This is a genomic window from Streptomyces sp. NBC_00299, assembly GCF_036173045.1.
GTDB classification, from domain to species: domain Bacteria; phylum Actinomycetota; class Actinomycetes; order Streptomycetales; family Streptomycetaceae; genus Streptomyces; species Streptomyces machairae.
In genome coordinates this window covers 6,068,970-6,094,764 of record NZ_CP108039.1, presented here as the reverse complement: position 1 = coordinate 6,094,764, position 25,795 = coordinate 6,068,970, and the positions used below count along the sequence as shown (strand labels likewise).

Below are 25,795 nucleotides of genomic sequence, written 5' to 3'. Positions count from 1 at the left end.
AATCGATTCCAATCCTCCGTACACGTCGATGTAATCGATTCCACGACGGCATCGGCCACGAACGATCCACAAGGAGGTGGAGCGGCGATGGCGAGCATCAAGGACGTCGCTGCCGAGGCGGGCGTATCCGTCGCCACGGTCTCGCGCGTCCTGAACGACCATCCGTCGGTCAGTGCCGAGGCACGCGCACGCGTGCTGGCCGCCGTGGCGACCCTGGGCTACCGCCCGAACGCCGTCGCCCGCTCCCTGCGCACCGACCAGACCCACACCCTCGGTCTGGTCATCAGCGACGTGATGAACCCGTACTTCACCGAACTGGCCCGCTCCGTCGAGGAGGAGGCCCGCGCGCTCGGCTACAGCGTCATCATCGGCAACGCCGACGAGCGGCCCGACCTCCAGGACCATCACGTGCGGAACCTGCTGGACCGGCGCATCGACGGACTCCTCGTCTCCCCCACCGACGGCGGCTCGCCGCTGATGCTGGACGCCGCCCGCGCGGGGACGCCGATGGTGTTCGTGGACCGGTGGATCCCCGGCGTGGACGTGCCGGTGGTGCGGTCGGACGGGCGCGCTGCCGTACGGGACCTCGTGGCGCATCTGCACCGGCTCGGGCACCGGCGGCTCGCGATCATCGCCGGACCGGCGGCGACCACGACCGGCCGGGAGCGCGTGGAGGCCTTCCGGGAGGCGCTCGGCGCGTACGGCCTCGAACTCCCCGACGCCTACATAGGTCAGGGCGACTTCCAGGCCGAGAGCGGACGCCGGGTCACCGAGGGCTTCCTCGACCTGCCCGAGCCGCCCGAGGTCGTGTTCGCGGCCGACAACCTGATGGCGCTCGGCGCGCTGGACGCCGTACGCGCGCGTGGGCTGCGCGTGCCGGACGACCTCGCACTGGCCGCGTTCGACGACATCCGGTGGTTCGTGCACACCGATCCGCCGATCACCGCGATCGCCCAGCCGACGGGCGAGCTGGGCCGGGCCGCCGTACGGGCCCTGGTCGACCGCGTCGAAGGACGTCCCGGCGAGTCCGTCACCCTCCCCGCCCGTCTCGTCGTACGCCGCTCGTGCGGCGAGCAACCGGCTTCTTCGGAGCCGTCCCCCGTAACGAACAGGAGCCAGTCGTGAGCAACGCGGACGAGTTGCTGCGCATCGAGGGCATACGGAAGACCTTCCCGGGCGTGGTCGCCCTGGACGGCGTCGACTTCGATCTGCGCCGCGGCGAGGTGCATGTGCTGCTCGGTGAGAACGGCGCGGGCAAGAGCACCCTCATCAAGATGCTCTCCGGCGCCTACACGCCCGACGCCGGGCGGATCCTGGTCGGCGGCAAGGAGACACGCATCCATGGTGCGCAGGACTCCGAGCGTCTCGGGATCGCCACCATCTACCAGGAGTTCAACCTCGTCCCCGACCTGACGGTCGCCGAGAACATCTTCCTGGGGCGGCAGCCGCGTCGCTTCGGGATGATCGACCGGAAGCGGATGGAGGCCGACGCCGAGGTTCTGCTGAAGCGGGTCGGCGTCAACGTGTCCCCACGCGCGCGTGTGCGTGAACTCGGCATCGCGCGGCTGCAGATGGTCGAGATCGCGAAGGCGCTCAGCCTGAACGCGCGCGTGCTGATCATGGACGAGCCGACGGCCGTGCTGACCTCCGAGGAGGTCGAGAAGCTCTTCTCCATCGTGCGCAGGCTGCGCGAGGACGGCGTCGGGGTCGTCTTCATCACGCACCACCTGGAGGAGATCCCCGCCCTGGGCGACCGGGTGACGGTCATCCGCGACGGCAAGAGCGTCGGGCAGGTCCCCGCCGCCACGCCCGAGGACGAGCTCGTACGGCTCATGGTGGGCCGCTCCATCGAGCAGCAGTACCCGCGTGAACGCGCCGACCAGGGCGCCGCGTTGCTCAGCGTCGAGGGGCTGACCAGGGACGGCGTCTTCCACGACGTCAGCTTCGAGGTGGACGCCGGTGAGGTGGTCGGCATCGCGGGGCTGGTCGGCGCCGGACGTACCGAGGTCGTGCGGGCGGTGTTCGGGGCGGATCCGTACGACAAGGGGGCCGTGAAGGTCGCCGGGTCGTCCGTCCCGAAGTGCGACGTCAACGCGGCGATGACCGCGGGCATCGGACTCATCCCCGAGGACCGCAAGGGCCAGGGCCTGGTGCTGGACGCGTCCGTCGAGGAGAACCTCGGGCTGGTGACGCTGCGGTCCGCCACGCGCGCGGGGCTCGTCGACCTCAAGGGCCAGCGCGAGGCCGCCGCGCGGATCGCGGGGCAGCTCGGCGTGCGGATGGCGGGCCTCGGGCAGCACGTGCGCACGCTCTCCGGCGGCAACCAGCAGAAGGTCGTCATCGGCAAATGGCTGCTCGCCGACACCAAGGTGCTGATCCTCGACGAGCCCACGCGCGGGATCGACGTCGGCGCCAAGGTCGAGATCTACCAGCTCATCAACGAACTGACCGCGGCCGGCGCCGCCGTCCTGATGATCTCCAGTGATCTGCCCGAGGTCCTCGGCATGAGCGACCGCGTGCTGGTGATGGCCCAGGGCCGGATCGCGGGCGAGCTCACGGCCGACGAGGCCACCCAGGACTCCGTGATGGCACTCGCCGTCAGCAACCCCACCACCGACAAGACCGGAACGGAGGCCACCCGTGGCCACTGACACGCTCAAGAGCACGCCGGGCGCGAGTGGCGCCTCGGGGCTTCGCCGAATCCTGCTCGACAACGGCGCGCTGACCGCGCTGATCGTCCTCGTCATCGCCATGTCGGCGCTGTCCGGCGACTTCCTGACCACCGACAACCTTCTGAACGTCGGCGTCCAGGCGGCCGTGACCGCCATCCTCGCGTTCGGCGTCACGTTCGTGATCGTCTCGGCGGGCATCGACCTGTCCGTCGGTTCGGTGGCGGCGCTGTCGGCCACCGTCCTCGCGTGGACCGCGACTTCGCACGGGGTGCCGGTCTTCATAGCGGTGCTGCTGGCCGTGGCGACCGGCATCGCGGCCGGTCTCGTCAACGGCTTCCTCATCGCGTACGGCAAACTCCCGCCGTTCATCGCGACGCTCGCGATGCTCTCGGTGGCCCGCGGCCTGTCGCTGGTGATCTCCGAGGGCTCCCCGATCGCCCTCCCCGACTCCGTCTCGCACCTCGGTGACACGCTCGGCGGCTGGCTGCCGGTGCCGGTGCTCGTGATGATCGTGATGGGTCTGATCGCCGCCTTCGTGCTCGGCCGGACCTACATCGGCCGCTCGATGTACGCGATCGGCGGCAACGAGGAGGCCGCGCGCCTGTCGGGTCTGCGCGTGAAGAAGCAGAAGCTCGCCATCTACGCCCTGTCCGGCGTGTTCGCAGCCGTGGCGGGCGTCGTGCTCGCCGCCCGGCTGTCCTCCGCGCAGCCGCAGGCCGCCGACGGCTACGAGCTGGACGCGATCGCGGCGGTCGTCATCGGCGGCGCCTCCCTCGCGGGCGGCACCGGCAAGGCGTCCGGCACCCTGATCGGCGCGCTGATCCTGGCGGTGCTGCGCAACGGCCTGAACCTGCTGAACGTGTCCGCGTTCTGGCAGCAGGTCGTCATCGGCGTCGTGATCGCACTGGCCGTCCTCTTCGACACGCTGCGCCGCAAGGCCGGGGCGACCCCGGTGGCGGCCGGCACGGGCGGCGGCGGCAAGGGCAAGCAGGCGGGGACGTACGCGCTCGCGGCGGTCGTCACCGTGGCGATCGTGGGGGCGACCTCCTTCCTGCACAACGGCTCCTCCTCGTCGTCGAACCCGAAGATGGGGCTGTCCCTGTCCACCCTCAACAACCCCTTCTTCGTGCAGATCCGCGCGGGCGCCCAGACCGAGGCGAAGAAGCTCGGCGTCGACCTGACCGTCACGGACGCCCAGAACGACGCCTCCCAGCAGGCCAACCAGCTGCAGAACTTCACCAGTTCGAGCGTCGGCGCGATCATCGTCAACCCGGTGGACTCGGACGCGGCCAGCAACTCCGTGAAGGCCGCCGACAAGGCGAAGATCCCGGTCATCGCCGTCGACCGGGGCGTCAACAACGCGAAGACGCAGGCCCTGGTCGCCTCCGACAACGTCGCCGGCGGTGAGCTCGCCGCCAAGACGGTCGCCGAGAAGCTCGGCGGCAAGGGCAAGATCGTGATCCTCCAGGGCCAGGCGGGCACCTCTGCCGCCCGTGAGCGCGCGCAGGGCTTCGCGAACGGCCTCAAGGCCTACCCGGGCATCCAGGTCGTCGCCCAGCAGCCCGCCGACTTCGACCGCACCAAGGGACTCGATGTGATGTCGAACCTGCTCCAGGCCCACCCGGACGTCCAGGGCGTGATCGCCGCCAACGACGAGATGGCGCTGGGCGCGATCAAGGCCCTGGGCTCCAAGGCCGGCAAGTCGGTCTCGGTGGTCGGCTTCGACGGCACCCCCGACGGTCTGAAGGCGGTGGAGGGCGGCTCGCTGTACGCGTCCGTGGCCCAGCAGCCGACCCAGCTCGGCAAGATCGCCGTGGACAACGCGCTCAAGGCATTTCAGGGCAAGAAGGTCGAGCAGATGGTGAAGGTGCCGGTGAAGGTGGTCACGAAGGAGAACGTGGCCGGCTTCGGCGGCTGACGTCCGCCGGCCTCCGGCTGACATCCGGCCGGGCATCGGGGAACGGCGAACGGGCGGGCGGTCGTTGCAGGAGCATGGACCTGGTGACGGCCGCCCGCCGCCGTCACCACGGGGACCTATCAGGGGAGCAACCACATGTACGACTACGACCTCCTGGTCGTAGGGTCGGCCAACGCCGACCTGGTGATCGGCGTCGAGCGTCGGCCGGGTGCCGGCGAGACCGTGCTCGGCTCCGACCTGGCCGTCCACCCGGGCGGCAAGGGCGCGAACCAGGCTGTCGCGGCCGCCCGGCTAGGGGCCCGTACGGCCCTGCTGGCCCGGGTCGGCGACGACGCGCACGGCCGGCTGTTGCTCGACTCGCAGCGGGAGTCCGGCGTCGACACGGTGGGCGTCCTGGTCGGCGGCGCGCCGACCGGCGTCGCGCTGATCACGGTGGACCCGTCCGGGGACAACAGCATCGTCGTCTCGCCGGGAGCCAACGGCAGGCTCACGCCGCAGGACGTACGGGCCGCCGCGAGCCTCTTCCAGGCGTCGCGGGTGGTGTCGGCCCAGCTGGAGATCCCGCTGGAGACGGTCGTCGAGGTCGTCCGGAGCCTGGCGGACGGCAGCCGCTTCGTGCTGAACCCGTCCCCGCCCCGCCCGCTGCCGGCCGAGGTGCTGGCGGCCTGCGACCCGCTGATCGTGAACGAGCACGAGGCGAAGGTGATCCTCGGCGACTCCGCGGTGGGCGACACCCCCGAGGACTGGGCGCGGATCCTGCTCGCGAAGGGCCCCCGCTCGGTGGTCGTGACCCTGGGCGCCGAGGGCGCGCTGGTGGCGTCCGCACAGGGTGTGACGCGGGTTCCGTCCGTGAAGGTGGACGCGGTGGACACGACGGGGGCGGGCGACGCCTTCACGGCCGCGCTGGCGTGGCGGCTCGGCACGGGCGCGTCCCTTGCGGAGGCTGCGGCGTACGCGGCCCGGGTCGGCGCGGTGGCCGTGACGCGGGAGGGCGCGCAGGTGTCCTTCCCGACGGCGGCGGAGGTCGAGGCGCTGTGCTGTGCCAATCCGGGGGACAACCCCCGGACCCCCGGCAGGGAGTCGGACGGCGCATCCGGCGTGTCCTCGCAAGGTGGGTCCTGATGAAGCGGGCCGGAATCCTGAACCGCCACCTCTCCGGCGCCCTCGCCGAGCTCGGCCACGGCGACGGCGTGCTGGTGTGCGACGCGGGCATGCCGATACCCGCCGGCCCCCGGGTCGTGGACCTGGCGTTCCGGGCCGGGGTGCCGTCGTTCGCCGAAGTGCTGGACGGTCTGCTGGCCGAGCTGGTGGTGGAGGGCGCGACGGCGGCGCAGGAGATCCGCGAGGCGAACCCCGCGGCGGCCGCGCTGCTGGACGGGGAGTTCCCCGAGCTGCGGCTGGTCACCCACGAGCGGCTCAAGGAGCTCTCGGCCGGGGCACGGCTGGTCGTACGGACCGGCGAGGCACGGCCGTACGCGAATGTGCTGCTGCGCTGCGGGGTCTTCTTCTAGGCAGGTCGCGAATTCCAGGAACCCACCCAGGTCCGGGAACGTTTCGAGGGGCCCGGTCCGTCGACCGAGCCCCTCGGGTTTCCCCTCCCCATCAGAACCCCCGCGATCCCCCCAGATCCCCCTCCAAGAGTCCTGATGCCAAGTACGACCGGCGAGGTGCGGGAAGGGTTGCACGGTCTCCGAGGATTTTTTCGGGGGATTTTTTCGGGGCCTCCTCGGCGTGCCCGGGAACCGGGACAGAAGTAGCGTTTCAGACATGTCAGAGGTAGATGCAAACCCCCTCACGTCCCTCCAGGACGACGTGCTCGACGAGCTCGGCGACCACCGGATCGCGGACATCGCGGGGCTGCTGGGCACGGATGAGGCGGGGGCCCGGCAGATGGTCGGTACGACGGTGGCCGCGCTGTCCGGCGAGGCTGAGGCCGTCGCGACGCCGCACGACGCCCCGCTCACCGGCGTGGCCACCGTGGGCGGCTTCGCGACCGGCGGCCTCGTGGCCGGGCTGCTCGCGGAGGAGGCCGAGCCGGTCGCGGACGCGGTGGCGCACAGGACGGGGCTGCCCCGGGGTGCCGTGTCCCGGGTGGTGGAGATGCTGGTGCCGGTGGTGCCGGCGGTGCTCACGAAACGGGCCGCCGGGAGGTAGTGAGCGAGGTGGCGGGAGAGCTAGCGGGCGAGAAGTGGCGTGGGCTTTGAGAGACGCCGATGATTGAAAAGTCGGAACAAGAAGGTGAATGATCACGAGTGATCGTGAGCCGCGCAAGGCACGTTCCTCGGCACGGCAGACGTCCGCCAGGACGCGGATGTCCGCCGCCGATGCCATACGGTCCGCGATGGAACAGCTCAGCGAGCTGCTGGGGAGGGTTCCCGAGTCGGTTTCCGCACTGAAGCCGACGGATCAGGGCTGGGAAGCCGACGTCGAGGTCCTGGAACTGGAACGCATTCCCCAGACGACCAGCGTGATGGCCAGCTACCAGGTGGTTCTGGACCGGGAGGGGCAGCTGGTGTCGTACAGGCGCGGACGTCGTTACACGCGCTCGCAGGTGGACAGGACGGATCGCCGCTAGGCCGCGACCCTTTCGTCAGGAATCCTCTGATAAGTCGGTTTTATCCAAGCTTCCCCGGGAAGTCGGATTTTGCCGATTTCACCGGAAGCCGAGCCGGAAGGGAAGACACCGTGACTGTGGTGCCACAGGGCAACGGTGGAGGTGGTGTGCCCGGCGCCGCCGGAGGCGGCGGCTCGGGGAACCTCTACGACGTGCTGGAACTCGTCCTCGACAGGGGCCTGGTCATCGACGCGTTCGTGCGGGTGTCCCTGGTGGGCATCGAGATCCTGAAGATCGACGCGCGGGTGGTCGTGGCCAGTGTCGACACCTATCTGCGCTTCGCCGAGGCGACGAACCGGCTGGATCTGGAGTCGGGCAGCAAGTCGCCCGCGCAGCTGACCGACCTCGTCGGAGGCTCCGTCGAGAGCGGGGCACGCGGCAAGAGCAAGGGGGCGCTGTCGGGCGCGGTCGAGGCGGTCACCGATTCGTTCAAGGGCGACGGTGACGAGGACGCGGACACGGACGACGAGCGGGAGCGCAGGCCGGCGCGCGGAAAACGGCGTGAGCGTCCCGAACGCCGGTCGGGGCGCCGCTCCGCACGGGACCGGGAGGAGTGAGCGAGCCGATGTCCGTGTATGTGTACGCGATCACCAAGGACTCGCATCCCCTCGATCTGAGCGACGTCAAGGGCGTGGGCGAGCCGCCCGGCGAGGTGCGCGTGGTGCGCGGCGACTCCCTGTGTGCCGTCGTCAGCGAGGCCCCGGACGACCTCTCGGTCGCCCGCCGGGACCTGCAGGCGCACAACGACGTCCAGGAGCGGTTGTGGGCCGACGGCCCCACCCTGCCGCTCAGCTTCGGGTTCGTCGCCGCCGACGAGGAGGCCGTACGCGGCGTCCTGGAGGAGCGGGCGCAGTTGTTCGCGCAGCGGCTGGACGAGCTTGCCGGGCGCGCGGAGTTCAACGTCAAGGGCGTCCTCGACGAGGACACGTCGCTGCGTGCCGTCCTGGAGCAGAGCCCGCAGGCGCGTGAGCTGAACGAACGGACCCGCGAGGGCGGCGGGACGTACGAGGACCGGCTGGCGCTCGGCCAGGTGGTGGCCCAGGAGGTGCAGGGCCGCGAGAACGCCATCGCCGAGGACATCCTCGCCGCGCTGCGGCCGCTCGCGTCGGCAGAGCAGATCGCCCCGGCGTCGAAGCAGTACTTCGTGAGCGCGTCCTTCCTCGTGGACGACGAGCGGTTCGAGGAGTTCGGCCGGACCTGCCGGGAACTGGCCGAACGCTACGGCGAGGGCGTGGAGTTGCGGCTGCGGGGTCCCCTGCCGCCGTACAGCTTCGTCTGACGTGAGGCCCGAGGAGGTGCCGTGGGACTGGTGAGCGGGATTCTGACCCTGCCGTTCGCTCCCGTCCGGGGCGTCGGCTGGGTGCTCGACAAGGTGGTCCGGACCGCCGAGGACGAGTACTACGACCCGACCCCCGTGCAGGAGGCGCTCGTGAATCTGGAGCGGGCGCTCGACGAGGGCCGTATCGACGACGAGGAGTTCGCACAGCAGGAGGAGGCACTGCTGCACCGTCTGGAGGAGATCAGGGCCTACCAGCTGCGAAAGGGCGGACAGTCTCCCGGGCTGTGATGCGTGGGTCGCGGGCTGCCGCTCGGCGACGAACGCCGCGAGGACGACTGGGAGGAGGACGAGGGAGAGGGCCAAGACCGAGAGTCTGATGACCGCAACGACGACACCGACGAGCAACCCCGCCGCAAGCGCCGCCGCCGTGTCTGACCGTGGCCGAGCGCGCGGCCGGGACGACCGTGGGTGCTTCCGGGAAACGAGGTCGAGTACGCCGTGACCGAGCCCGTCCCCAGCCGCTCCACTTCCCCGGCGCTGTCTCCGTACGGCGGCGGCGGAGGATCTAGCGCGAACCTCGCCGACATCCTTGAACGCGTGCTCGACAAGGGCATCGTCATCGTCGGCGACATCAAGATCAACCTGCTCGACATCGAGCTGCTCACCATCAAGCTCCGTCTCCTGGTGGCCTCGGTCGACAAGGCCAAGGAAATCGGCATCGACTGGTGGGAGCACGACCCCGCGCTGTCCTCCCGAGCCGACCAGCGGCACAACCTGAAGGAGCAGAACGAGCGCCTGCGCGAGGAGGTGGAGGAGCTGCGCCGCAAGGTGGAGAGGTCTGAGAGGGCCGAGGAGGTCGAGAAGGCGGAGTCCGCGGGCGAGTTGCCCGAACGGAGCTCGGGTGGCCGGCGCCGCTCGCGTGCGGCGGAGCGCGAGTCCTCCGCCGAACCGCGACGCACCCGGCGCAGGAAGGACGACTCCGAGGACCGGGAGTCATGACCGGGCAGCGGCTGAGCTACGCGTATGCCGTGGTCCGCTCGCCCGGCGCGGAGACGCAGGCCCAACTGGCCGGTCTCCGCGGGGTGGCCGGTGCCCCCGTCACCCTGGTCGGCTCGGGCGCGCTGGCCGCCGCGGTCAGCGAGGTGCCCGGGGAGGACTTCTCGGAGTCGGCCCTGAAGTCACGCCTGGAGGACCTCGACTGGCTGGAGTCGACGGCCCGCGCCCACCACCTCGTCATCGAGACGCTGGCCGCCCGGATGACCGTTCTCCCCCTGCGGCTGGCCACGGTGTACCTCGACGGGAGCCGGGTCGAGCAGATGCTGAGCGAACGTCAGGAAGCCTTCGCCGAACTGCTCGCCCGGTTCGACGCCCACCTGGAGTGGGGCGTGAAGGTGTACGCCGAGGTCCCGCTCGCCTCGGAGCCGGCGACCCCGTCCGCCGCACCGGGCTCCGCCGACGGCCCGGCCCCCGGACGCGCGTATCTGCGCACCCGCAGACAGCACCGCCAGGCGCACGAGGACACCCGGCGCGCCGCCGAGGAGGCCATGCGCCGCACGGAGGAGCGGGCGCGCGGGCTCGCGGTGGAACGCGCCCGGCACCGCCCGCAGCAGGGGACTCTGGCCGACGCCCGCGGCGAGAACCTGGCCAACGACGCCTACCTCGTACCGCGCCACCTGGCCGCGGAGTTCCGCGAGCGGATGCTGCACGCCGCGGACGACCTGCCGGGCGTACGGGTGGAGGTCACCGGGCCCTGGGCGCCGTACTCCTTCGCGACTCCCGCCGAAGGGGCGCGAGAACGGTGACCGAGTACTACGACGACGACCGCCCCCTGGCCGGACGCCAGGTCGCGCTGATCGACCTGCTCGACCGGCTGCTGAGCGGCGGGGTGGTGCTCACCGGCGATGTCGTGCTGTCCATCGCGGACATCGACCTGGTACGGATCTCGCTGCGCGCGGTGGTGATCGCCATCCGCGAGCAGATGGAGGAGCAGTGGGCGCCCGTCCTGCAGGACCGGACGCCCACGGAGTACGGCGGTCACGGTGACGAGTCCGGCTGACCGCCCGTCCCCCGACCGGCTGCGCGAGGTCGCGCAGGCCGCGCACCGCGCGTTCTCGCTGCTTCCCGCGAGCCCGGACGACATGGCGTCACCATCCGCGGGGCGGTCCGCCGCCCGCCGCCTCCACGCCGACCCCGACACCGTGGAGCGCGACCTGGTCAAGCTGGTGCTGACCATCGTCGAACTCCTGCGCCAGCTGATGGAGCGCCAGGCCCTGCACCGCGTCGACGAGGGCAACCTGACCGAGGACCAGGAGGAACGCCTCGGCCTCACCCTGATGCTCCTCCACGACCGCATGACCGAACTCTGCGACCGCTACGACCTCACCCTGGAGGACCTCAACCTCGACCTCGGGCCCCTGGGCACGCTGCTCCCTCCGCCGTGAGCGGCCCCCGTCACCGTTCGGCCGCCTTGCCGTAGGCCCCGACCCAGACGCGGGCCTCGGAGCCGGCGTCGCCGCCCTGCGTGTCCGGCGCGGCCAGCGCGTCGGCGGACATGAGGAACGCCGACGACCCGAAAGCCGTCGGCGTCCCGTCGAATCCCCTCTGCGCTAGCCCACGTGCTCCACGAACCGCGTCACCGTCTCCGCCAGCACCTCGCGGCCGTCGCGTGCCCACAGGCCGTCGTTGAACAGCTCGACCTCGATGGCGCCGGTGTAGCCCGCCGCCGTCACGTACCCGAGCCACTCCCGCATGTCGATCGCCCCGTCCCCGATCTGCCCACGCCCGTTGAGCACGCCCTGCGGCAACGGGGTGGTCCAGTCGGCGAGTTGGAAGGTGTGGATACGGCCGCCCGCACCCGCGCGGGCGATCTGTCCGGGCGCGTTGTCGTCCCACCAGATGTGGTACGTGTCGACCGTGACGCCGACCTGGTGGGCAGGGAAGCGTTCCGCGAGGTCCAGCGCCTGGGCCAGGGTCGAGACGACGCAGCGGTCCGAGGCGTACATCGGGTGCAGCGGCTCGATGGCCAGCTTCACGCCGTGGTCCTCGGCGTAGGGGCCGAGCACCGCCAGCGCGTCCGCGATCCGTTCCCGGGCGCCGTGCAGGTCCTTGGAGCCGGCCGGCAGGCCGCCGGACACCAGGACCAGTACGTCGGTGCCCAGCGTCGCCGCCTCGTCGACCGCGCGGCGGTTGTCGTCCAGGGCCGCCGCACGCTCCGCCGGGTCGATCGCCGTGAAGAACCCGCCCCGGCACAGGGTGGTGACGGTCAGGCCCGCGTCCCGGACCAGCTTGGCCGTCGCCTCCAGGCCGTACGCCTGGACCGGCTCCCGCCACAGGCCGACGCCCGCGACGCCCGACTCGCGGCAGGCGTCGACCAGTTCCGGCATCGACAGCTGCTTGACCGTCATCTGGTTGATGGAGAAACGCGCGAGCTCTGTCACTGGTTCACCCCGTACAGGGACAGCAGGTTCTTCATGCGCTCCTCGGCCAGCTTCGGGTCCGGGAACAGGCCCAGTCCGTCGGCGAGTTCGTAGGCGCGGGCGAAGTGCGGCAGGGAGCGGGCCGACTGGAGGCCGCCGACCATGGTGAAGTGGGACTGGTGGCCGGCCAGCCAGGCCAGGAGGACCACGCCCGTCTTGTAGAAGCGGGTCGGCGTCCGGAAGAGGTGGCGGGACAACTCGACGGTGGGGTCGAGGAGTTCACGGAAGCCCTCGACATCGCCCGTGTCCAGGACCCGGACGGCCTGGGCCGCCAGCGGCCCCAGCGGGTCGAAGATGCCGAGCAGGGCGTGGCTGAATCCCTGCTCGTCGCCCGCGATCAGCTCGGGGTAGTTGAAGTCGTCACCCGTGTAGCAGCGCACCCCCTGCGGGAGGCGGCGACGCAGGTCGATCTCGCGCTGGGCGTCCAGCAGGGAGACCTTGATGCCGTCGACCTTGTCGGGGTGGACCGAGATCACCTCCAGGAAGGTGTCGGTGGCCGCGTCCAGGTCGGACGAGCCCCAGTAGCCCTCCAGCGCCGGGTCGAACATCGGGCCCAGCCAGTGCAGGATCACCGGCTCGGCGGACTGCCGGAGCAGCCGGCCGTAGACCTCCAGGTAGTCCTCGGGGCCCTTGGCCGTGGCGGCCAGCGCGCGCGAGGCCATCAGGATCGCCTGGGCGCCCGACTCCTCCACGACCGCGAGCTGCTCCTCGTAAGCCGCCCGGACTTCTTCGAGGGTCCCCGCGGCGATCTGGTCGGTGCCCACACCGCAGGCGATACGGCCGCCCACCGCACGGGCCTCCGCGGCCGACCGGCGGATCAGCTCGGCCGCGCCCGCCCAGTCCAGGCCCATCCCGCGCTGGGCGGTGTCCATGGCCTCGGCGACACCGAGCCCGTGGGACCACAGGTGGCGGCGGAAGGCGAGGGTGGCGTCCCAGTCGACGGCGGCGGGCGAGTCGGGCGAGACGTCGGCGTACGGGTCGGCGACGACGTGCGCCGCGGAGAAGACCGTGCGGGAGGTGAAGGGGGTGCCGGGGGTCACCACCAAGGGCTCCGGGCGGGGCTCGTACGCCCGCAACCCGCCCTTGAAGTCGGGCAGTCGGATCGTCACAGCTGGATCTCCGGTACGTCGAGACGGCGGCCCTCGGCCGAGGACTTCAGACCCAGCTCGGCGAGCTGGACGCCGCGGGCGCCGGCGAGGAGGTCCCAGTGGTAGGGGGCGTCGGCGTAGACGTGCCTGAGGAACAGCTCCCACTGGGCCTTGAAGCCGTTGTCGAACTCGGTGTTGTCCGGGACCTCCTGCCACTGGTCGCGGAAGGAGTAGGTGGCCGGGATGTCCGGGTTCCAGACCGGCTTGGGGGTGAGGGAGCGGTGCTGGACGCGGCAGTTGCGCAGGCCCGCGACCGCGGAACCCTCCGTGCCGTCGACCTGGAACTCGACCAGCTCGTCGCGGTTGACGCGTACGGCCCAGGAGGAGTTGATCTGGGCGATGGCGCCGCCGTCGAGCTCGAAGATGCCGTATGCGGCGTCGTCGGCGGTGGCGTCGTAGGGCTTGTCGTTCTCGTCCCAGCGCTGCGGGATGTGGGTGGTGGCGATGGCCTGCACGGACTTCACGCGCCCGAAGAGCTCGTGCAGCACGTACTCCCAGTGCGGGAACATGTCGACGACGATGCCGCCGCCGTCCTCCGCGCGGTAGTTCCAGGACGGGCGCTGCGCGGCCTGCCAGTCGCCCTCGAAGACCCAGTAGCCGAACTCGCCGCGGATGGAGAGGATCCGCCCGAAGAAGCCGCCGTCGATGAGGCGCTTGAGCTTCAGCAGGCCCGGGAGGAAGAGCTTGTCCTGGACGACGCCGTGCTTGATGCCGGCCTCGTCCGCGAGACGGGCCAGCTCCAGGGCACCTTCCAGACCGGTGGCGGTGGGCTTCTCGGTGTAGATGTGCTTGCCGGCGGCGATCGCCTTCCTGATCGACTCCTCGCGGGCCGAGGTGACCTGGGCGTCGAAGTAGATCTCGACGGCCGGGTCGGCGAGCACCGCGTCGACGTCCGTCGAGATGTTCTGCGCGTCCAGGCCGTGTTGCTCGGCGAGTGCCTTCAGGGCGTACTCGCGACGGCCGACCAGGATCGGCTCCGGCCACAGCACGGTGCCGTCGCCGAGGTCGAGCCCGCCCTGCTCACGGATGGCCAGGATGGAGCGGACCAGGTGCTGGCGGTAGCCCATGCGCCCTGTCACGCCGTTCATGGCGATACGCACCGTCTTGCGTGTCACGTCGTTCCCTTCGTACGCGGGGTCTGCGCCGCGTACGCCCGGTCTTTCACTGGTGAGCGTCACAGCAAGCGCTTTCTACATGGTGAGAAGCTAGCCTCTGAGCAGCGGTCCGGACAAGACCGTGACCAGCCTGAGTTGTTCGAGGGGACGAACAACGGGGGTTTCTGGCCGTAAGGTCTGCTCGACATACACGGAACCGTGGCTGCGGATGACCTGTCTACGAGGAGGCAGGCCTGTCTGTGAGCACGTACGAGGTGGTACGACGAGATGCGCGACCGGAGGACGACGAGATGACGGTGACCCTGGCGGACGTGGCGGCCCGCGCCCAGGTCTCCCCCGCGACGGTGTCGCGCGTACTGAACGGCAACTACCCCGTGGCCGCGTCCACCCGGGAACGGGTGCTGCGGGCGGTGGACGAGCTGGACTACGTGCTGAACGGTCCGGCGAGCGCGCTGGCCGCCGCCACCTCCGACCTGGTCGGCATCCTGGTCAACGACATCGCCGACCCCTTCTTCGGGATCATGGCGAGCGCGATCCAGTCCGAGATCGGCGGTCCGGGCGGCCGGGCCGGCGGTGAGCGGCTGGCGGTCGTCTGCAACACGGGAGGTTCGCCGGAGCGTGAGCTGACGTACCTGACGCTGTTGCAGCGGCAGCGGGCCGCGGCGGTCGTCCTGACCGGCGGCGCCGTCGAGGACGCCCCGCACGCGGCCGCGGTCGCGGCGAAACTGCGGAAGCTGGCGGACGCCGGGACTCGGGTCGTGCTCTGCGGCCGGCCGCCGGCGCCGGACACCGGGGCGATCGCGCTGACCTTCGACAACCGCGGCGGCGGGCGGGAACTGACCGAGCACCTGATCGGGCTGGGGCACCGGCGGCTCGGCTACATCGCGGGACCGGAGGAGCGGACGACGACCCGGCACCGGCTGGAGGGGCACCGGGCGGCGCTGGAGGCGCACGGCATCGAGGAGGACCCCCGGTGGACGGTGCACGGCCGCTATGACCGGCAGTCGGGATACGAGGCGACGCTGGAACTGCTGCGCCGGGACCCGTCGTTGACCGCCGTGGTCGCCGCGAACGACTCCGTCGCCCTGGGCGCCTGCGCTGCGCTGCGCGACTCCGGGCTGCGGATTCCGGAGGACGTCTCGGTGGCCGGGTTCGACGACCTGCCGTTCAGTCTCGACACGGTGCCTTCCCTCACGACGGTGCGGCTGCCGCTGTCGGAGGCGGGGGCGCGGGCCGGGCGGATCGCGATGGGGCGGGAGGAGCCGCCGCTCGGCGAGATCGCCACGATTCGCGGGGAGTTGATGGTTCGGGGGTCTTCCGGGGGACCCAAGGGGGCCTGAGGCGTGCCGTCCGTCGCACTCGGGCGGACGCGCTGACGCACGCCGCTGTTCAACGCCCGGGCGGCACAGCCGGGGCCGTACCGTCGTACTGCGAATCGTTGTCGTCGTAGTAGTCCACCGTGCTGCTGACGACATGGCCGGCCAGGCCGAGGAGCAGGAAGAGCACGACGAGGACCTTGGCCGCGGTGTCCAGGAGCAGCGGCCGGGTGCCGGAGCGGACCGCGTCCTGCGGGACCGGCTCGTCGCCGAACAACCGCTTGGGATAGGCGGGGGTCAGCATCGTGACGTACGCGGTGAAACGCATCTGGTAGCGGGCCACGGCGGCCGTGGCGGCGAAGACCGGCGCGGGCAGTCGTCCCAGCACGATGCCGATGATCCAGAACACCCAGCCCACCGCGAACCAGCCTGCCTGCGCCAGGTTGTTGATGATCGCTGCCGGGATCATCAGGATCAGGCGGAAGAACACCGCGAGCCGATTCAGCGGCGTGGCGCGCAGTTCGATCTGCACGGGGTGGTCGGGAGCCGAGAACGAGAACGGCGGATAGCGGTCGACCAGGAGCATCGCGCTCGCGCCGACCCGCGTCCGGTAGGCGAGGACCGAGCCGAGGAAGCGGAAGATCCCGTCGGGCAGCCGTCCCGTGAACAGGGCGGCGAACCATCCGACGATGGTCACGAAGAACGCCGCGATGGAGAGCAGCCAGACCACCACGAACTGCGGCAGGAGCAGCAGCCAGCGCAGCAGGACGGTCCAGCGCCGCTGCCGTGCGGCAGGAGGGATGTCCAGGACGGGCAGCCACTCGCCGCCCGCGGGATCGGTAGCGGCCCGAGGATCCCAGCTCGTCGCCATGGAGACTCCCAGTCGTGCCGATGATGCTGCCTGACACGACCATGCTGCGGCGACGCGGCGGCCCCCGCGCCCTGCACAGGCCCAAACGGAGGTAGCCCGCCCACGACCCCTGCCGAATGCTCCGTTCCGCGTCTTGACTCGACCCACCGAATTCTTCGACCCACCGATGATTTCCGGGCGCCACTGCGGTCTTCCATGCCGCAATCACCGGCTCATCCGAGCGGACAACAGGAGCGAATCCCATGCGCATCTCGATCACCGAGTTCATCAGCCTCGACGGCGTCGTCCAGGCCCCGGGCGGCCCCCAGGAGGACACCGACGGCGGGTTCGCGCACGGCGGCTGGTCGCATCCGTACTTCGACGCGGAGGTCCTCGGCGAGGCCTTCGACGCGGGGATGCAGAAGGCCGAGGCGCTGCTGTTCGGGCGCCGCACCTGGCAGACCATGGCTGCGGCGTGGCCGGAGCGGGCCGGGGATCCGTTCGCCGACCGGATGAACTCGATCAAGAAGTACGTCGTCTCCGGCACGCTCAGCGACACCGACCTGACCTGGAACAACACCACCCTCATCCCCGGCGCCGAGGCCGTCGCCCGGGTGCGGGAACTGCGCGCGACCGAGGGCGGCGACCTGGCGATGATGGGCAGCCCGACCCTCGTACGGACCCTCATCCAGGAGGGGCTGGTCGACGAGCTGCAGCTCGTCGTGATGCCGGTGCTGCTCGGCGGCGGGAAGTCGATCTTCCCGGAGGACGGGGGGAAGCGGCCCCTGGAGCTCGTCTCCGCCACCGCGGCCAAGACCGGCGCGCAGGTGTGCGTCTACCGGCCCGCCACCGAGGGCTAGCGACGAGGGCGCGGACGTCCTAGGCTCGACTCAGCGAAACCTCTGACTGAGTCAAACATCCGGAACCAGGGGCCCAGCGGCCCCGCGGGGAGCCTTCGGGATTGACCATGACCGTGCATGACATCCGCGCCTTCAACCGCTTCTACACCAACGTCATCGGGGCCCTCGACTACAGCCGCCACCTGTACGCCCCGTACACCCTCACCGAGTCCCGCGTCCTGTACGAGCTCGCGCACTCCCCGCGTACGGACGCGGCCGACCTGCGGGCCGAACTCTCCCTGGACGCGGGGTATCTGAGCCGCATCCTGAACAAGTTCGAGCAGGACGGGCTCATCGAGCGCACCCCCTCCCGGGAGGACCCGCGTCGGCGGCGCGTCACGCTCACCGCGCGCGGCCGGGAGACCGGCAAGCTGCTGGAGGAACGGGCGACCGAATCGGTCGGCTCGCTGCTGTCGACCGTGCCGGCCGCCGAACGGCCACGGCTCGCCGAGGCGATGACGACGGTCCGTACGATCCTGTCCGAAGGCCGCCCTCCCCGCCGCGAGGACGTCCTGCTGCGCGAGCCGGGCCCCGGCGACCTCGGCTGGATCGTGCAGCGCAACGCCGCGCTGTACGCCGCCGAGTACGGCTGGAACGCCGATTACGAGGGGCTGGTCGCGAGGATTGTGGCGGACTTCGCGGAGGATCATGATCCGCATCTGGAGCGGGTGTGGATCGCCGAGCTGGACGGCCGGCCGGTCGGCTGCGTGATGCTCGTCCGCGACGAGGCGCCCGCCACGGCCCGGCTGCGGCTGCTGCTGGTCGAGCCCGACGCGCGCGGCCTCGGCATCGGCGACCGGCTCGTCTCGGCCGTCGTCGACTTCGCCCGCGGTGTGGGCTATCGCGACCTCGTCCTGTGGACCAACGACGTCCTGGCCGCCGCCCGCCGCATCTACCGGCGCCACGGCTTCGTCCTGTCCGCCGAGACACCCCACCGCTCCTTCGGCAAGGACCTGACCGGGCAGGACTGGCGACTGGATCTCCACAGCACGCAGGAGTGAGATCAGGTACGGCGGGCAGGAGGTGACAGATCCGGAGCGTCCCCCGGCCCGCCTGCCGGATGGGCGCACCCTCTTTTCCCTGGCAAGGTGGGATGCATGAAACTGGCGTTCTCCACCCTTGGCGTCCCCGGTCTCCCCGTCCCCGACGTGCTGCGGCTCGCGGCAGCGCACGGTTATCACGGCGTCGAGCTGCGCACGCACGCCGAGGAGCCGGTGCATCCGGGTCTGGGCCCCGCCGAACGGGCCGACGTGGCAGCCGAGTTCAAGGCCGCCGGCATCGAGCTCCTGGGCCTGGCCGGGTACGCCCGGGTCGCCGCTCCCGGTGACGACGGGCCGGTGATCGAGGAGATGCGCACCCTCATCGACCTCGCCCACGACCTCGGTGCCCCTTACGTCCGCGTCTTCCCCGGCGCCGACCCCGAGCAGAGCCCGCAGTCGGCGGACGCGATCGCCGCGCGGCGGCTGGGTACGGCCGCGCAGTACGCCGCCGACATGGGCGTACGGATCCTGCTGGAGACCCACGACTCGCACCGCACCGCCGCCGACTCGATCCGCGTCCTCGGCCTGGTCGGGCACCGGCACGTCGGCTCGCTGTGGGACGTCATGCACACCTGGCTGGGCGGCGAGCAGCCCTCGGAGAGCTACGCGGCCCTGTCCCCGTACCTCGGCTACGTCCAGGTCAAGGACATCGCCTCCGCCGACGACACGACCCCGCTGCCGCTCGGCACCGGAGTGCTGCCGCTCGCCGAGTGCGTGGAGGTCCTCTCCCGGCACGGCTGGGACGGCTGGCTGTGCTGGGAGTACGAGAAGCGGTGGTACGAGGAGGCCGCGCCCCTCCCCGAACTGCTCGACGCGGGACGGAACCATCTGGCGCGGCTGCTCAACGAGTCGGCGTAGCCGCCGGCGCCGCCGCTACTCGGGACGGGCCAGGATCGGCGCCGTGGGGTCGAGGCACCAGCCCAGCACGGCGGGCCACGGCCCGTACCCGGCGTCCAGGTCGAGGTGGGCGGCGCCCGGGAGGATGTCGGTCGGGAGGGCGAGCGGGGTGCCGTAGACGCTGTCGGCGCCTTCCTCGCAGTACGGGTCGTCGTCGCCGGCGACCAGGCGGGTCGGGCCGGGGAGGGTGAACTCCAGCGCCGGCAGCGCGAATCGGGCGACCTCCGAGTGCTGTGCGAGCACGGTGCCGGACGGCGGGGCGACGAGCAGCACCCGGTCCACGTCGAGCCCCGGCATCCCGCGCGCGGCAGCGTGCAGCCACAGCACCGCGGACAGACTGTGCGCGACCACGACCCGCTCCGCCCCGCCGTCGAGCGCACCGAGGTGCCGCCCCAGCTCCCCCAACCAGACTTCCAGGTCAGGATCGTCCGGCTCGGGAAGCTGCGGATAGACGACCTGGTGCCCGAACTCGCCGAGCCGGTCGGCGAGCCAGTGCTGCCAGTGGTCCTTGGGGCGGCGGTTCTGCCAGCCGTGGAGGATGAGGTAGGCGGTCATGAGGCCGATGGTTTCCGATCACTGCCGTGACGGTCCAGTGCCGCCGGCGGCCCCGTCGGGCGACGCCCCCCGCGACAAGAACCCCGCGCTCAGCGCCCCGAACTCCTCATGGAAACCCGGGAAAGTCTTCCGTACGCACCCGGGGTCGTCGAACGAGATTCCCGGCACCCGCAGCCCGGTCACCGCGAAGGACATGACGATGCGGTGGTCGCCGTAGGACTTGATCTCCGCACCGCTCGCGAGGGGCGCGCCCGGCCGGATCTCGATCCAGTCGGGGCCCGTGGTCACCTCCACCCCCAGCCGCCGCAGGTTCTCCGCACAGGCCTCCAGCCGGTCGCACTCCTTCACCCGCGTGTTCGCCACGTCCTCGATCCGCACCGGGCCGGAGGCGAACGGGGCGATGGCCGCGAGGGTCGGCATGGTGTCGGAGATGTCCCGCATGTTGACGGTGACGCCCCGCAGTTCGCCGGTCCCCCGGACGGTCGTCGACTGCGCGCCCACCTCCACGTGCGCGCCCATCCTCCGCAGTACGTCGACGAAGCCCAGGTCGCCCTGGAGCGCCCCCTCGCCCAGGCCCAGAACCGTCACCTCGCCGCCCGTGACGGCCGCCGCCGCGAAGAAGTAGCTCGCCGTCGAGGCGTCCGGCTCCACCGCGTGCGTCGTGGCGCGGTAGCCGCCGGGCGGGACCAGGAAGGCGTTCCCCTCCCGGCGTACCTCCACCCCGAAGGCACGCATCATCGCGATCGTGATCTCGACGTACGGCACCGAGACCAGGTCGGTGACCGTGATGCGCAGGCCCTTGCGGGTCAGCGGTCCGAGCAGCAGCAGCGCCGTCAAGTACTGCGACGACTGGCCCGCGTCCAGCGTCACCTCCCCGCCCTCGACGCCGGCCGCCGTCACGGTCAGCGGATGGTGCCCCTCCCGCTCCTCGTGCCGCAGGTCCACGCCCAGGTCACGCAGGGCCCGGGTCAACGGCAGCAGGGGCCGGCGGCGCATCTGGGGCGAGGCGTCGAAACGGTAGGTGCCGGTGCCGGTGGCGGCCAGCGCCGGCAGGAAGCGGGCCGTCGTCGCACCGTCCCGGCAGTGGACGTCGGCCTCGGTGACCGCGGGGCCCTGCGGGCGGCCGTCGACCTGCCAGGCGTCCGGAGTCCGCCCGACCCGGTAGCCGAGCCGCGCCAGCCCCTCGGCGAAGCCCTCCGTGTCGTCCGAACGGAGCGGGCGTACGAGGGTGGTGACACCGTCGGCGGCGGCCGCGAGAAAGAGAGCGCGGGCGGTGATGGACTTGGAACCGGGGATGTCGACTACGGGCATGCCCACATGATCGCCCGGTCGGCGGCGTCGAAGCGGGGGCGTCCATGGGGTGGACCCGCCTGCCTGCCCCCTCACGGGACGCTCGTCCGGACAGCCCCTGCCCGGCCCCCACCCGCCCCACCAACCCCCACCTCACCAACTTCCCGTTTTCCGCCCATCCCGGGAACCCAGCCCCACCCCCGCTCGTCCAACACGCAAGCTGCCGGAGAGTCACCGTGGTGCGGTGTCGGCCCTCGCTGCTGGCTGCGATCGCTGACCAACCCTCTCCGCCGTGCCGCGGCCGGCAGCATGCCGTCATCGGCGCGCCCCCCTCCAACTGCGCCGATGGCGGCCCCTCCTTGGCGACCGGTTGCCGTGTACTCCCTTGACTGGCAGAAACTTCCCGGTTATTGGTGACTTCTCGGAAGTTTCCTTCAGCGCACCACCTCCGGAAGGAGCGCACGTGCCCGACACCAGCACGGGAAGCATGGGAAACACCTCGGTCCCCTCCAGACGTACCGTCCTCGCCGCCACCGCCGGCATGACCACCGCCCTCGCCCTCGGCGGCACCGCCCACGCCGGCCCCGACGGCAAGCACGACGACCGGAAACTGCGGGCCCTCATCGCCCGGATGAGCCTGCCGGAGAAGGTCGGCCAGCTCTTCGTCATGCGGGTCTACGGCCACTCCGCCACCGCCCCCGACCAGGCCGACATCGACGCCAACCTCAAGGAGATCGGCGTCCGTACGGCGGCCGAGCTGATCGCCAAGTACCGGGTCGGCGGCATCATCTACTTCACGTGGGCGCACAACACCCGCGACCCGCACCAGATCGCCGACCTGTCCAACGGCATCCAGCGGGCGTCCCTCGCCCAGCCCCGCGGCCTGCCCGTCCTCGTCTCCACCGACCAGGAGCACGGCATCGTCTGCCGCGTCGGCGAGCCCGCCACCCTCTTCCCGGGTGCCATGGCCATCGGAGCCGGCGGCTCCCGCGCCGACGCCCGCACCCTCGGCCGTGTCGCCGGACAGGAACTCAGGGCGCTCGGCATCCGGCAGAACTACTCCCCCGTGGCCGATGTGAACGTCAACCCGGCCAACCCGGTCATCGGCGTCCGTTCCTTCGGCGCCGAACCGGCCGCGGTGGCCGGCATGGTCGCCGCCGAGGTGGCCGGATACCAGCACTCACGGCAACTCGCGGCCACCGCCAAGCACTTCCCCGGCCACGGCGACACCGCCGTCGACAGCCACTACGGCTTCCCGGTCATCACCCACACCCGCGGAGAGTGGAACCAGCTCGACGCGCCGCCCTTCCGGGCCGCCATCCGGGCCGGCATCGACTCGATCATGACCGCGCACATCATGGTCCCGGCCCTCGACGACTCCGGCGACCCGGCCACCCTGTCCCGACCCATCCTCACCGGCATCCTGCGCGAGGAGCTCGGCTATGACGGGCTCGTGGTGACCGACTCGCTCGGCATGGAGGGCGTACGGACGAAGTACGGCGACGACCGCGTCCCCGTCCTCGCGCTCAAGGCGGGCGTGGACCAGCTCCTCAACCCTCCCTCCCTCGACATCGCCTGGAACGCGGTCCTGAAGGCCGTCCAGGACGGCGAGCTGACCGAGGCGCGGCTCGACGAATCGATCCTGCGGATCCTGCGACTGAAGGCGAAGCTGCGGCTGTTCGACGCGCCGTACGTCAGCCAGGGCGGGGTCGACCGGAACGTCGGCACCGCGTCCCACCTCAGGACCGCCGACCGTATCGCCGAGCGGACGACGACCCTGCTCGTCAACGCGGACTCGACCCTTCCGCTGTCCCGGCGCTCCCACCCCAAGATCCTCGTCGTCGGCGCCGACCCCGCCTCCCCGTCCGGCACGACGGGACCGCCGACCGGCGTGCTCGCCGCCGCGCTCACCGAGCTGGGCTTCACGGCGACCGCCCTGTCGACGGGTACCGCGCCGTCCTCCGCCGCCATCGCCAAGGCCGTCGAGGCGGCTCGGGCGGCGGACGCGGTGGTGGTCGGGACGTACAACGTCACGGCGAGCAGTACGCAGAAGGCGCTGGTCGAGCAGCTCCTCGCGACGGGGAGGCCGGTGGTGGCGGTCGCGGTCCGCAACCCGTACGACGTGGCCCATCTGCCCGCCGTACGGGCGTACTTGGCGTCCTACTCCTGGACCGACGTCGAGCTGCGGGCCGCCGCGCGGGTGATCGCCGGGCGGGTGGCACCGCGCGGGAAGCTGCCGGTGCCGGTGCAGCAGGCGGACGATCCGACGCGGGTGCTGTATCCCATCGGCCACGGACTGTCGTACGGGCGCGGTTAGCGTCGTGTAGCACTTTGGGCGTAGCGCCCGTACGTCACACAACGGGCGCACTCACCCCCAACCGACGCAAAGGACCCCACATGTCTGGCGTGGGCCCGCTGCGGCGGGTCACGCTGGGCGGGGGTACCGGGGGGAGTGCGATGCGTGCGAGAAGTGCTGTTGGGGTGGCCGCCGCGTTGCTTGCGCTGCTCAGCGCGTTGCTGACGGGGTGTCAGAGTCCGTCGGGGGCGGCGGAGCAGAACGGGCGGCTCAGTGAGAGCGGGAACGGGAGCGCGAACCGGAGCGAGCCAGGGGGCGCCGGCGAGCAGCTGCTGACCCCGCCGACGCGGCCCGCGGGCTACGGCGCGGTGTTCCTCGGCGTCGACGAGTGCAGTTCCTTCGGGACGACGAGTTTCACCGAGGTGTCCTGCACCGGTGAGCGGGCGGCGGCGCGGGTCGTGGCGCGGCACGACGGCAAGGTCGGCGACGGGCCGCTGTGCCCGGGGACCACGGACTTCGTGCTGCACATCAGCGAACAGAGCCGGACGTCCGACGAGGACGGCGACGGCGCGATCCCGCAGGGCTACGCCTGCATGCGCAACCTGGCGCCGCCCCACCCCGGCGACCCGGGCAGCGGAGGCGGACCCCGCACGATCGTCGGCGACTGCGTCTACAGCTCCGGCGACGGGCAGGTGCGCGAGACGACGTGCGACGGCGAGGGGCGGCAGAAACCGCAGTACGAGGTGACCAAGGCCGTGGACAAGCGGGCGAAGTGCCCGCTGTCGACGGCGCTGTACGTCCAGCTGGGCGGCGAGAAACCGGTGGGCTGCGCGCGGCCGGTGTGAGGCAACGGCCGACCCGTATGCCCGACGGACTGCGCCGCCCCGACGGCGGGCTCTCGCGCCCGCCGTCGGTCACCGGCCGACGGATGTCACGGACGCAGCGCGAACCCCCGTTCCACGCCCCGTGCGTCGAGCTTCGCGTCGTACGCCGCCAACGGCCTCGGCTGGGTCGTTGGTGACGCGACGCCCGCCCACTTCAGGATGCGGGCCGTGGCCAACTCGCGCTCGGTGGGCACGAGGCCTGCCACGAGCGCCCCGTGGTTGGCTCCCGGTGCCGTGAAGACGTGGGCGTCACGCGCGCCCTTGTCGACTCGGAAGCGTTCCGCGCCCCAGGGGTCGTTCTCGCCGTAGACGAAGATCATGTGCTGGGCGTTGTGGCGGACCCAGGTGTCCACGTCGCGCATGGCCCTTGGCTGGAATCGCGTCGGGATCTCGCGTGGGACGAATTCGCGTGGCGGGAGGTAGCCGTAGCGGATCAACTTGCGCTCTATGTGCGGGAACCCGATCGCCGGTGCGCCCAACTGCGTAGCCGCCTGGTAGTAGTACGGCGTGTACGGCTCCAGGCCCTGGTCCGTGTAGAAGGAGAAACCCCCGACCTTGTCGATGGAGTTCCAGATCGCCTCGTCGGTGGCGTGCGCCGCGTCCGCCGGGATCGTGTCGCAGTCGGAGAGCCGGCTGTACTGCCAGAAGCCCCAGACGTAGTCCAGGACGACCGCCTCGTACGCCTTGTCCAGGCTGCCGAGCGTGTCGAAGGTGTAGCCGTTCTCGGCCGCGTACGCCGCGTACCGTTCCTTCAGCGGCTCCCGGCGCACCAGTGCCTCCCGCTGCACCCCGTTCAGCCGGTCCCGGCATGCCTTGGTGCCGACGTGGGCGAAGTGGCGGTCGTACGCCGAGTCCTCGTTGTCCACGACGTCGTTGGGGGCGACGTAGGCGACCACGCCGTCCATGTCACGGGGGTGGAAGCGCTCGTAGTACGTGGCGGTCATGCCGCCCTTCGAAACGCCGGTGGAGAGCCACTTCTTGTCGTAGATCGGCTTCAGCGCCGCGAAGATACGGTGCTGGTCGGCCGCCGCCTGCCGGATGTCCAGCTTGGTCCAGTCGGCCGCTTCGGGCCGGGACGGTGTGAAGAAGCGGTACTCCATGGAGACCTGGTTGCCGTCGACGATCTGCGTCGGCTCGCGGCGGCTCGGTGTCGTGGAGACCTCGTAGCCGCTGGTGTAGAAGACGGTCGGGCGGGAGACGTTCCGGTGCAGCACGGTGAGGCGCTGCTGGAAGGTGCCCGCGGACGGGTTGCGGTGGTCGACGGGCTGGGTGTACGCGAGGACGAAGAAGCGGTAACCGGGGTACGGCTTCTCCTCGATGAGGCTCATGCCCGGTACGGACAGCAGACGTTGCTTGATGTCCGGCTCGGCGGCGGTGGCCGCCCCTGTCGAAGCCGTGCCGAGCGCGCCTATGAAAAGCGCGAGCGCCAGCAGCCATCTGAGGGTCTTGCGCGCCATGCACCCTCCCCTGGGAAACAGATGTCCGGCGCAAGCTATCGGTCAACTCACCGGGACAACAGGGGAGATGGAGACATCAGGGGAAGCAG

At 71.2% G+C, this 25,795-nt stretch carries 28 protein-coding genes; 21 read left to right on the top strand and 7 right to left on the bottom strand.

The window, feature by feature from the left end; all coding sequences use genetic code 11:
* Nucleotides 1-87: 87 nt before the first annotated feature.
* The 15 genes from OHT51_RS27145 (at nt 88) to OHT51_RS27075 (ending at nt 10,924) form a co-directional block, all read left to right on the top strand.
* The gene (locus tag OHT51_RS27145) at nt 88-1,125 is read left to right on the top strand and encodes a LacI family DNA-binding transcriptional regulator (protein WP_328881528.1); all 1,038 of its coding nucleotides are present in this window, start codon (nt 88-90) and stop codon (nt 1,123-1,125) included.
* Nucleotides 1,122-2,651: a sugar ABC transporter ATP-binding protein gene (locus OHT51_RS27140; protein ID WP_328881527.1), complete on the top strand. Its 1,530-nt coding sequence runs from the start codon at nt 1,122-1,124 to the stop codon at nt 2,649-2,651. The genes OHT51_RS27145 and OHT51_RS27140 overlap by 4 nt, the downstream gene beginning before the upstream one ends.
* Nucleotides 2,641-4,590, top strand: a complete 1,950-nt coding sequence (locus tag OHT51_RS27135) for an ABC transporter permease/substrate-binding protein (RefSeq protein ID WP_328881526.1) — start codon at nt 2,641-2,643, stop codon at nt 4,588-4,590. The genes OHT51_RS27140 and OHT51_RS27135 overlap by 11 nt, the downstream gene beginning before the upstream one ends.
* A 135-nt stretch (nt 4,591-4,725) precedes the next feature.
* A complete protein-coding gene (locus OHT51_RS27130; protein WP_328881525.1) occupies nt 4,726-5,712 on the top strand; it encodes a ribokinase in 987 nt (328 codons plus the stop codon).
* Nucleotides 5,712-6,101, top strand: coding sequence for a D-ribose pyranase (gene rbsD / locus OHT51_RS27125; protein ID WP_328881524.1), 390 nt, complete (start codon nt 5,712-5,714; stop codon nt 6,099-6,101). The genes OHT51_RS27130 and rbsD overlap by 1 nt, the downstream gene beginning before the upstream one ends.
* 256 nt (nt 6,102-6,357) lie before the next feature.
* Complete coding sequence (locus tag OHT51_RS27120) at nt 6,358-6,744, top strand: DUF937 domain-containing protein (protein ID WP_328881523.1); 387 nt, start codon at nt 6,358-6,360, stop codon at nt 6,742-6,744.
* Between the two features lie 88 nt (nt 6,745-6,832).
* The gene (locus tag OHT51_RS27115; protein WP_443052567.1) at nt 6,833-7,165 is read left to right on the top strand and encodes a gas vesicle protein GvpO; all 333 of its coding nucleotides are present in this window, start codon (nt 6,833-6,835) and stop codon (nt 7,163-7,165) included.
* Nucleotides 7,166-7,275: 110 nt separating this feature from the next.
* On the top strand, nt 7,276-7,761 hold the full coding sequence (gene gvpJ, locus OHT51_RS27110) for a gas vesicle protein GvpJ (protein WP_328881522.1): 486 nt from the start codon (nt 7,276-7,278) through the stop codon (nt 7,759-7,761).
* An 8-nt stretch (nt 7,762-7,769) separates the two neighbouring features.
* A complete protein-coding gene (locus OHT51_RS27105; protein ID WP_328881521.1) occupies nt 7,770-8,483 on the top strand; it encodes a GvpL/GvpF family gas vesicle protein in 714 nt (237 codons plus the stop codon).
* A 21-nt stretch (nt 8,484-8,504) separates the two neighbouring features.
* Nucleotides 8,505-8,771 carry a gas vesicle protein GvpG gene (locus OHT51_RS27100; protein WP_328881520.1) on the top strand — a complete coding sequence of 89 codons (267 nt, stop codon included), beginning with the start codon at nt 8,505-8,507 and terminating at the stop codon, nt 8,769-8,771.
* 3 nt (nt 8,772-8,774) lie between these two features.
* Entirely contained in the window at nt 8,775-8,918 is a 144-nt protein-coding gene (locus OHT51_RS27095; RefSeq protein WP_328881519.1) for a hypothetical protein, read from the top strand.
* Nucleotides 8,919-8,981: 63 nt separating this feature from the next.
* Nucleotides 8,982-9,482, top strand: coding sequence for a gas vesicle protein (locus OHT51_RS27090; protein ID WP_328881518.1), 501 nt, complete (start codon nt 8,982-8,984; stop codon nt 9,480-9,482).
* Nucleotides 9,479-10,285: a GvpL/GvpF family gas vesicle protein gene (locus tag OHT51_RS27085; protein ID WP_328881517.1), complete on the top strand. Its 807-nt coding sequence runs from the start codon at nt 9,479-9,481 to the stop codon at nt 10,283-10,285. Before OHT51_RS27090 ends, OHT51_RS27085 begins: the two co-directional genes overlap by 4 nt.
* A complete protein-coding gene (locus OHT51_RS27080; protein WP_328881516.1) occupies nt 10,282-10,539 on the top strand; it encodes a gas vesicle protein in 258 nt (85 codons plus the stop codon). Before OHT51_RS27085 ends, OHT51_RS27080 begins: the two co-directional genes overlap by 4 nt.
* Nucleotides 10,523-10,924, top strand: coding sequence for a gas vesicle protein K (locus OHT51_RS27075; RefSeq protein WP_328881515.1), 402 nt, complete (start codon nt 10,523-10,525; stop codon nt 10,922-10,924). The genes OHT51_RS27080 and OHT51_RS27075 overlap by 17 nt, the downstream gene beginning before the upstream one ends.
* A 165-nt stretch (nt 10,925-11,089) precedes the next feature.
* On the opposite strand, the gene OHT51_RS27070 is transcribed toward OHT51_RS27075, so the two are convergent.
* Genes OHT51_RS27070 through OHT51_RS27060 form a run of 3 tightly spaced genes read right to left on the bottom strand, consistent with a single transcriptional unit; the run spans nt 11,090 to nt 14,222 of the window.
* Nucleotides 11,090-11,887 (bottom strand): sugar phosphate isomerase/epimerase family protein, encoded by a 798-nt coding sequence (locus tag OHT51_RS27070; RefSeq protein ID WP_328884450.1) that lies wholly within the window; start codon nt 11,885-11,887, stop codon nt 11,090-11,092.
* 29 nt (nt 11,888-11,916) lie between these two features.
* Nucleotides 11,917-13,068 (bottom strand): dihydrodipicolinate synthase family protein, encoded by a 1,152-nt coding sequence (locus OHT51_RS27065; protein WP_328881514.1) that lies wholly within the window; start codon nt 13,066-13,068, stop codon nt 11,917-11,919.
* Entirely contained in the window at nt 13,065-14,222 is a 1,158-nt protein-coding gene (locus tag OHT51_RS27060) for a Gfo/Idh/MocA family protein (RefSeq protein ID WP_328881513.1), read from the bottom strand. The genes OHT51_RS27065 and OHT51_RS27060 overlap by 4 nt, the downstream gene beginning before the upstream one ends.
* 290 nt (nt 14,223-14,512) lie before the next feature.
* Here OHT51_RS27060 and OHT51_RS27055 point away from each other — a divergent pair, with 290 nt between their 5' ends.
* Nucleotides 14,513-15,562 (top strand): LacI family DNA-binding transcriptional regulator, encoded by a 1,050-nt coding sequence (locus OHT51_RS27055; protein WP_328884449.1) that lies wholly within the window; start codon nt 14,513-14,515, stop codon nt 15,560-15,562.
* A 49-nt stretch (nt 15,563-15,611) separates the two neighbouring features.
* Here the strand turns inward: OHT51_RS27055 and OHT51_RS27050 are convergent, their stop codons facing one another.
* Nucleotides 15,612-16,409, bottom strand: a complete 798-nt coding sequence (locus OHT51_RS27050; protein ID WP_328881512.1) for a DUF4389 domain-containing protein — start codon at nt 16,407-16,409, stop codon at nt 15,612-15,614.
* Nucleotides 16,410-16,651: 242 nt separating this feature from the next.
* Between OHT51_RS27050 and OHT51_RS27045 the strand changes: the two genes are divergently transcribed.
* From OHT51_RS27045 to OHT51_RS27035, 3 genes are all read left to right on the top strand, one after another.
* Complete coding sequence (locus OHT51_RS27045; RefSeq protein ID WP_328881511.1) at nt 16,652-17,248, top strand: dihydrofolate reductase family protein; 597 nt, start codon at nt 16,652-16,654, stop codon at nt 17,246-17,248.
* Nucleotides 17,249-17,355: 107 nt separating this feature from the next.
* Nucleotides 17,356-18,288 (top strand): bifunctional helix-turn-helix transcriptional regulator/GNAT family N-acetyltransferase, encoded by a 933-nt coding sequence (locus tag OHT51_RS27040; RefSeq protein ID WP_328881510.1) that lies wholly within the window; start codon nt 17,356-17,358, stop codon nt 18,286-18,288.
* Nucleotides 18,289-18,384: 96 nt separating this feature from the next.
* Nucleotides 18,385-19,185, top strand: coding sequence for a sugar phosphate isomerase/epimerase family protein (locus tag OHT51_RS27035; RefSeq protein ID WP_328881509.1), 801 nt, complete (start codon nt 18,385-18,387; stop codon nt 19,183-19,185).
* Between the two features lie 15 nt (nt 19,186-19,200).
* Here the strand turns inward: OHT51_RS27035 and OHT51_RS27030 are convergent, their stop codons facing one another.
* Together OHT51_RS27030 and aroA are read right to left on the bottom strand one after the other, a co-directional pair.
* A complete protein-coding gene (locus tag OHT51_RS27030) occupies nt 19,201-19,779 on the bottom strand; it encodes an RBBP9/YdeN family alpha/beta hydrolase (protein ID WP_328881508.1) in 579 nt (192 codons plus the stop codon).
* A gap of 18 nt (nt 19,780-19,797) precedes the next feature.
* Complete coding sequence (gene aroA / locus OHT51_RS27025; RefSeq protein WP_328881507.1) at nt 19,798-21,090, bottom strand: 3-phosphoshikimate 1-carboxyvinyltransferase; 1,293 nt, start codon at nt 21,088-21,090, stop codon at nt 19,798-19,800.
* Between the two features lie 442 nt (nt 21,091-21,532).
* Between aroA and OHT51_RS27020 the strand changes: the two genes are divergently transcribed.
* Together OHT51_RS27020 and OHT51_RS27015 are read left to right on the top strand one after the other, a co-directional pair.
* Nucleotides 21,533-23,386 (top strand): glycoside hydrolase family 3 protein, encoded by a 1,854-nt coding sequence (locus tag OHT51_RS27020; RefSeq protein WP_328881506.1) that lies wholly within the window; start codon nt 21,533-21,535, stop codon nt 23,384-23,386.
* 140 nt (nt 23,387-23,526) lie between these two features.
* The gene (locus OHT51_RS27015) at nt 23,527-24,210 is read left to right on the top strand and encodes a hypothetical protein (RefSeq protein WP_328881505.1); all 684 of its coding nucleotides are present in this window, start codon (nt 23,527-23,529) and stop codon (nt 24,208-24,210) included.
* 86 nt (nt 24,211-24,296) lie between these two features.
* Here OHT51_RS27015 and OHT51_RS27010 read toward each other — a convergent pair whose 3' ends face one another.
* Complete coding sequence (locus tag OHT51_RS27010; RefSeq protein WP_328881504.1) at nt 24,297-25,706, bottom strand: aminopeptidase; 1,410 nt, start codon at nt 25,704-25,706, stop codon at nt 24,297-24,299.
* Nucleotides 25,707-25,795: the final 89 nt, after the last annotated feature.

Bases quoted from the DNA above. Each gene is read 5' to 3' on its own strand.
- OHT51_RS27145 (WP_328881528.1), top strand. From the start codon at position 88: ATGGCGAGCATCAAGGACGTCGCTGCCGAGGCGGGCGTATCCGTCGCC.
- OHT51_RS27130 (WP_328881525.1), top strand. From the start codon at position 4,726: ATGTACGACTACGACCTCCTGGTCGTAGGGTCGGCCAACGCCGACCTG.
- rbsD (WP_328881524.1), top strand. From the start codon at position 5,712: ATGAAGCGGGCCGGAATCCTGAACCGCCACCTCTCCGGCGCCCTCGCC.
- OHT51_RS27120 (WP_328881523.1), top strand. From the start codon at position 6,358: ATGTCAGAGGTAGATGCAAACCCCCTCACGTCCCTCCAGGACGACGTG.
- OHT51_RS27115 (WP_443052567.1), top strand. From the start codon at position 6,833: ATGATCACGAGTGATCGTGAGCCGCGCAAGGCACGTTCCTCGGCACGG.
- OHT51_RS27105 (WP_328881521.1), top strand. From the start codon at position 7,770: ATGTCCGTGTATGTGTACGCGATCACCAAGGACTCGCATCCCCTCGAT.
- OHT51_RS27085 (WP_328881517.1), top strand. From the start codon at position 9,479: ATGACCGGGCAGCGGCTGAGCTACGCGTATGCCGTGGTCCGCTCGCCC.
- OHT51_RS27070 (WP_328884450.1), bottom strand. From the start codon at position 11,887: ATGACGGTCAAGCAGCTGTCGATGCCGGAACTGGTCGACGCCTGCCGC.
- OHT51_RS27055 (WP_328884449.1), top strand. From the start codon at position 14,513: ATGACGGTGACCCTGGCGGACGTGGCGGCCCGCGCCCAGGTCTCCCCC.
- OHT51_RS27050 (WP_328881512.1), bottom strand. From the start codon at position 16,409: ATGGCGACGAGCTGGGATCCTCGGGCCGCTACCGATCCCGCGGGCGGC.
- OHT51_RS27045 (WP_328881511.1), top strand. From the start codon at position 16,652: ATGCGCATCTCGATCACCGAGTTCATCAGCCTCGACGGCGTCGTCCAG.
- OHT51_RS27040 (WP_328881510.1), top strand. From the start codon at position 17,356: ATGACCGTGCATGACATCCGCGCCTTCAACCGCTTCTACACCAACGTC.
- OHT51_RS27035 (WP_328881509.1), top strand. From the start codon at position 18,385: ATGAAACTGGCGTTCTCCACCCTTGGCGTCCCCGGTCTCCCCGTCCCC.
- OHT51_RS27030 (WP_328881508.1), bottom strand. From the start codon at position 19,779: ATGACCGCCTACCTCATCCTCCACGGCTGGCAGAACCGCCGCCCCAAG.
- aroA (WP_328881507.1), bottom strand. From the start codon at position 21,090: ATGCCCGTAGTCGACATCCCCGGTTCCAAGTCCATCACCGCCCGCGCT.
- OHT51_RS27015 (WP_328881505.1), top strand. From the start codon at position 23,527: ATGCGTGCGAGAAGTGCTGTTGGGGTGGCCGCCGCGTTGCTTGCGCTG.
- OHT51_RS27010 (WP_328881504.1), bottom strand. From the start codon at position 25,706: ATGGCGCGCAAGACCCTCAGATGGCTGCTGGCGCTCGCGCTTTTCATA.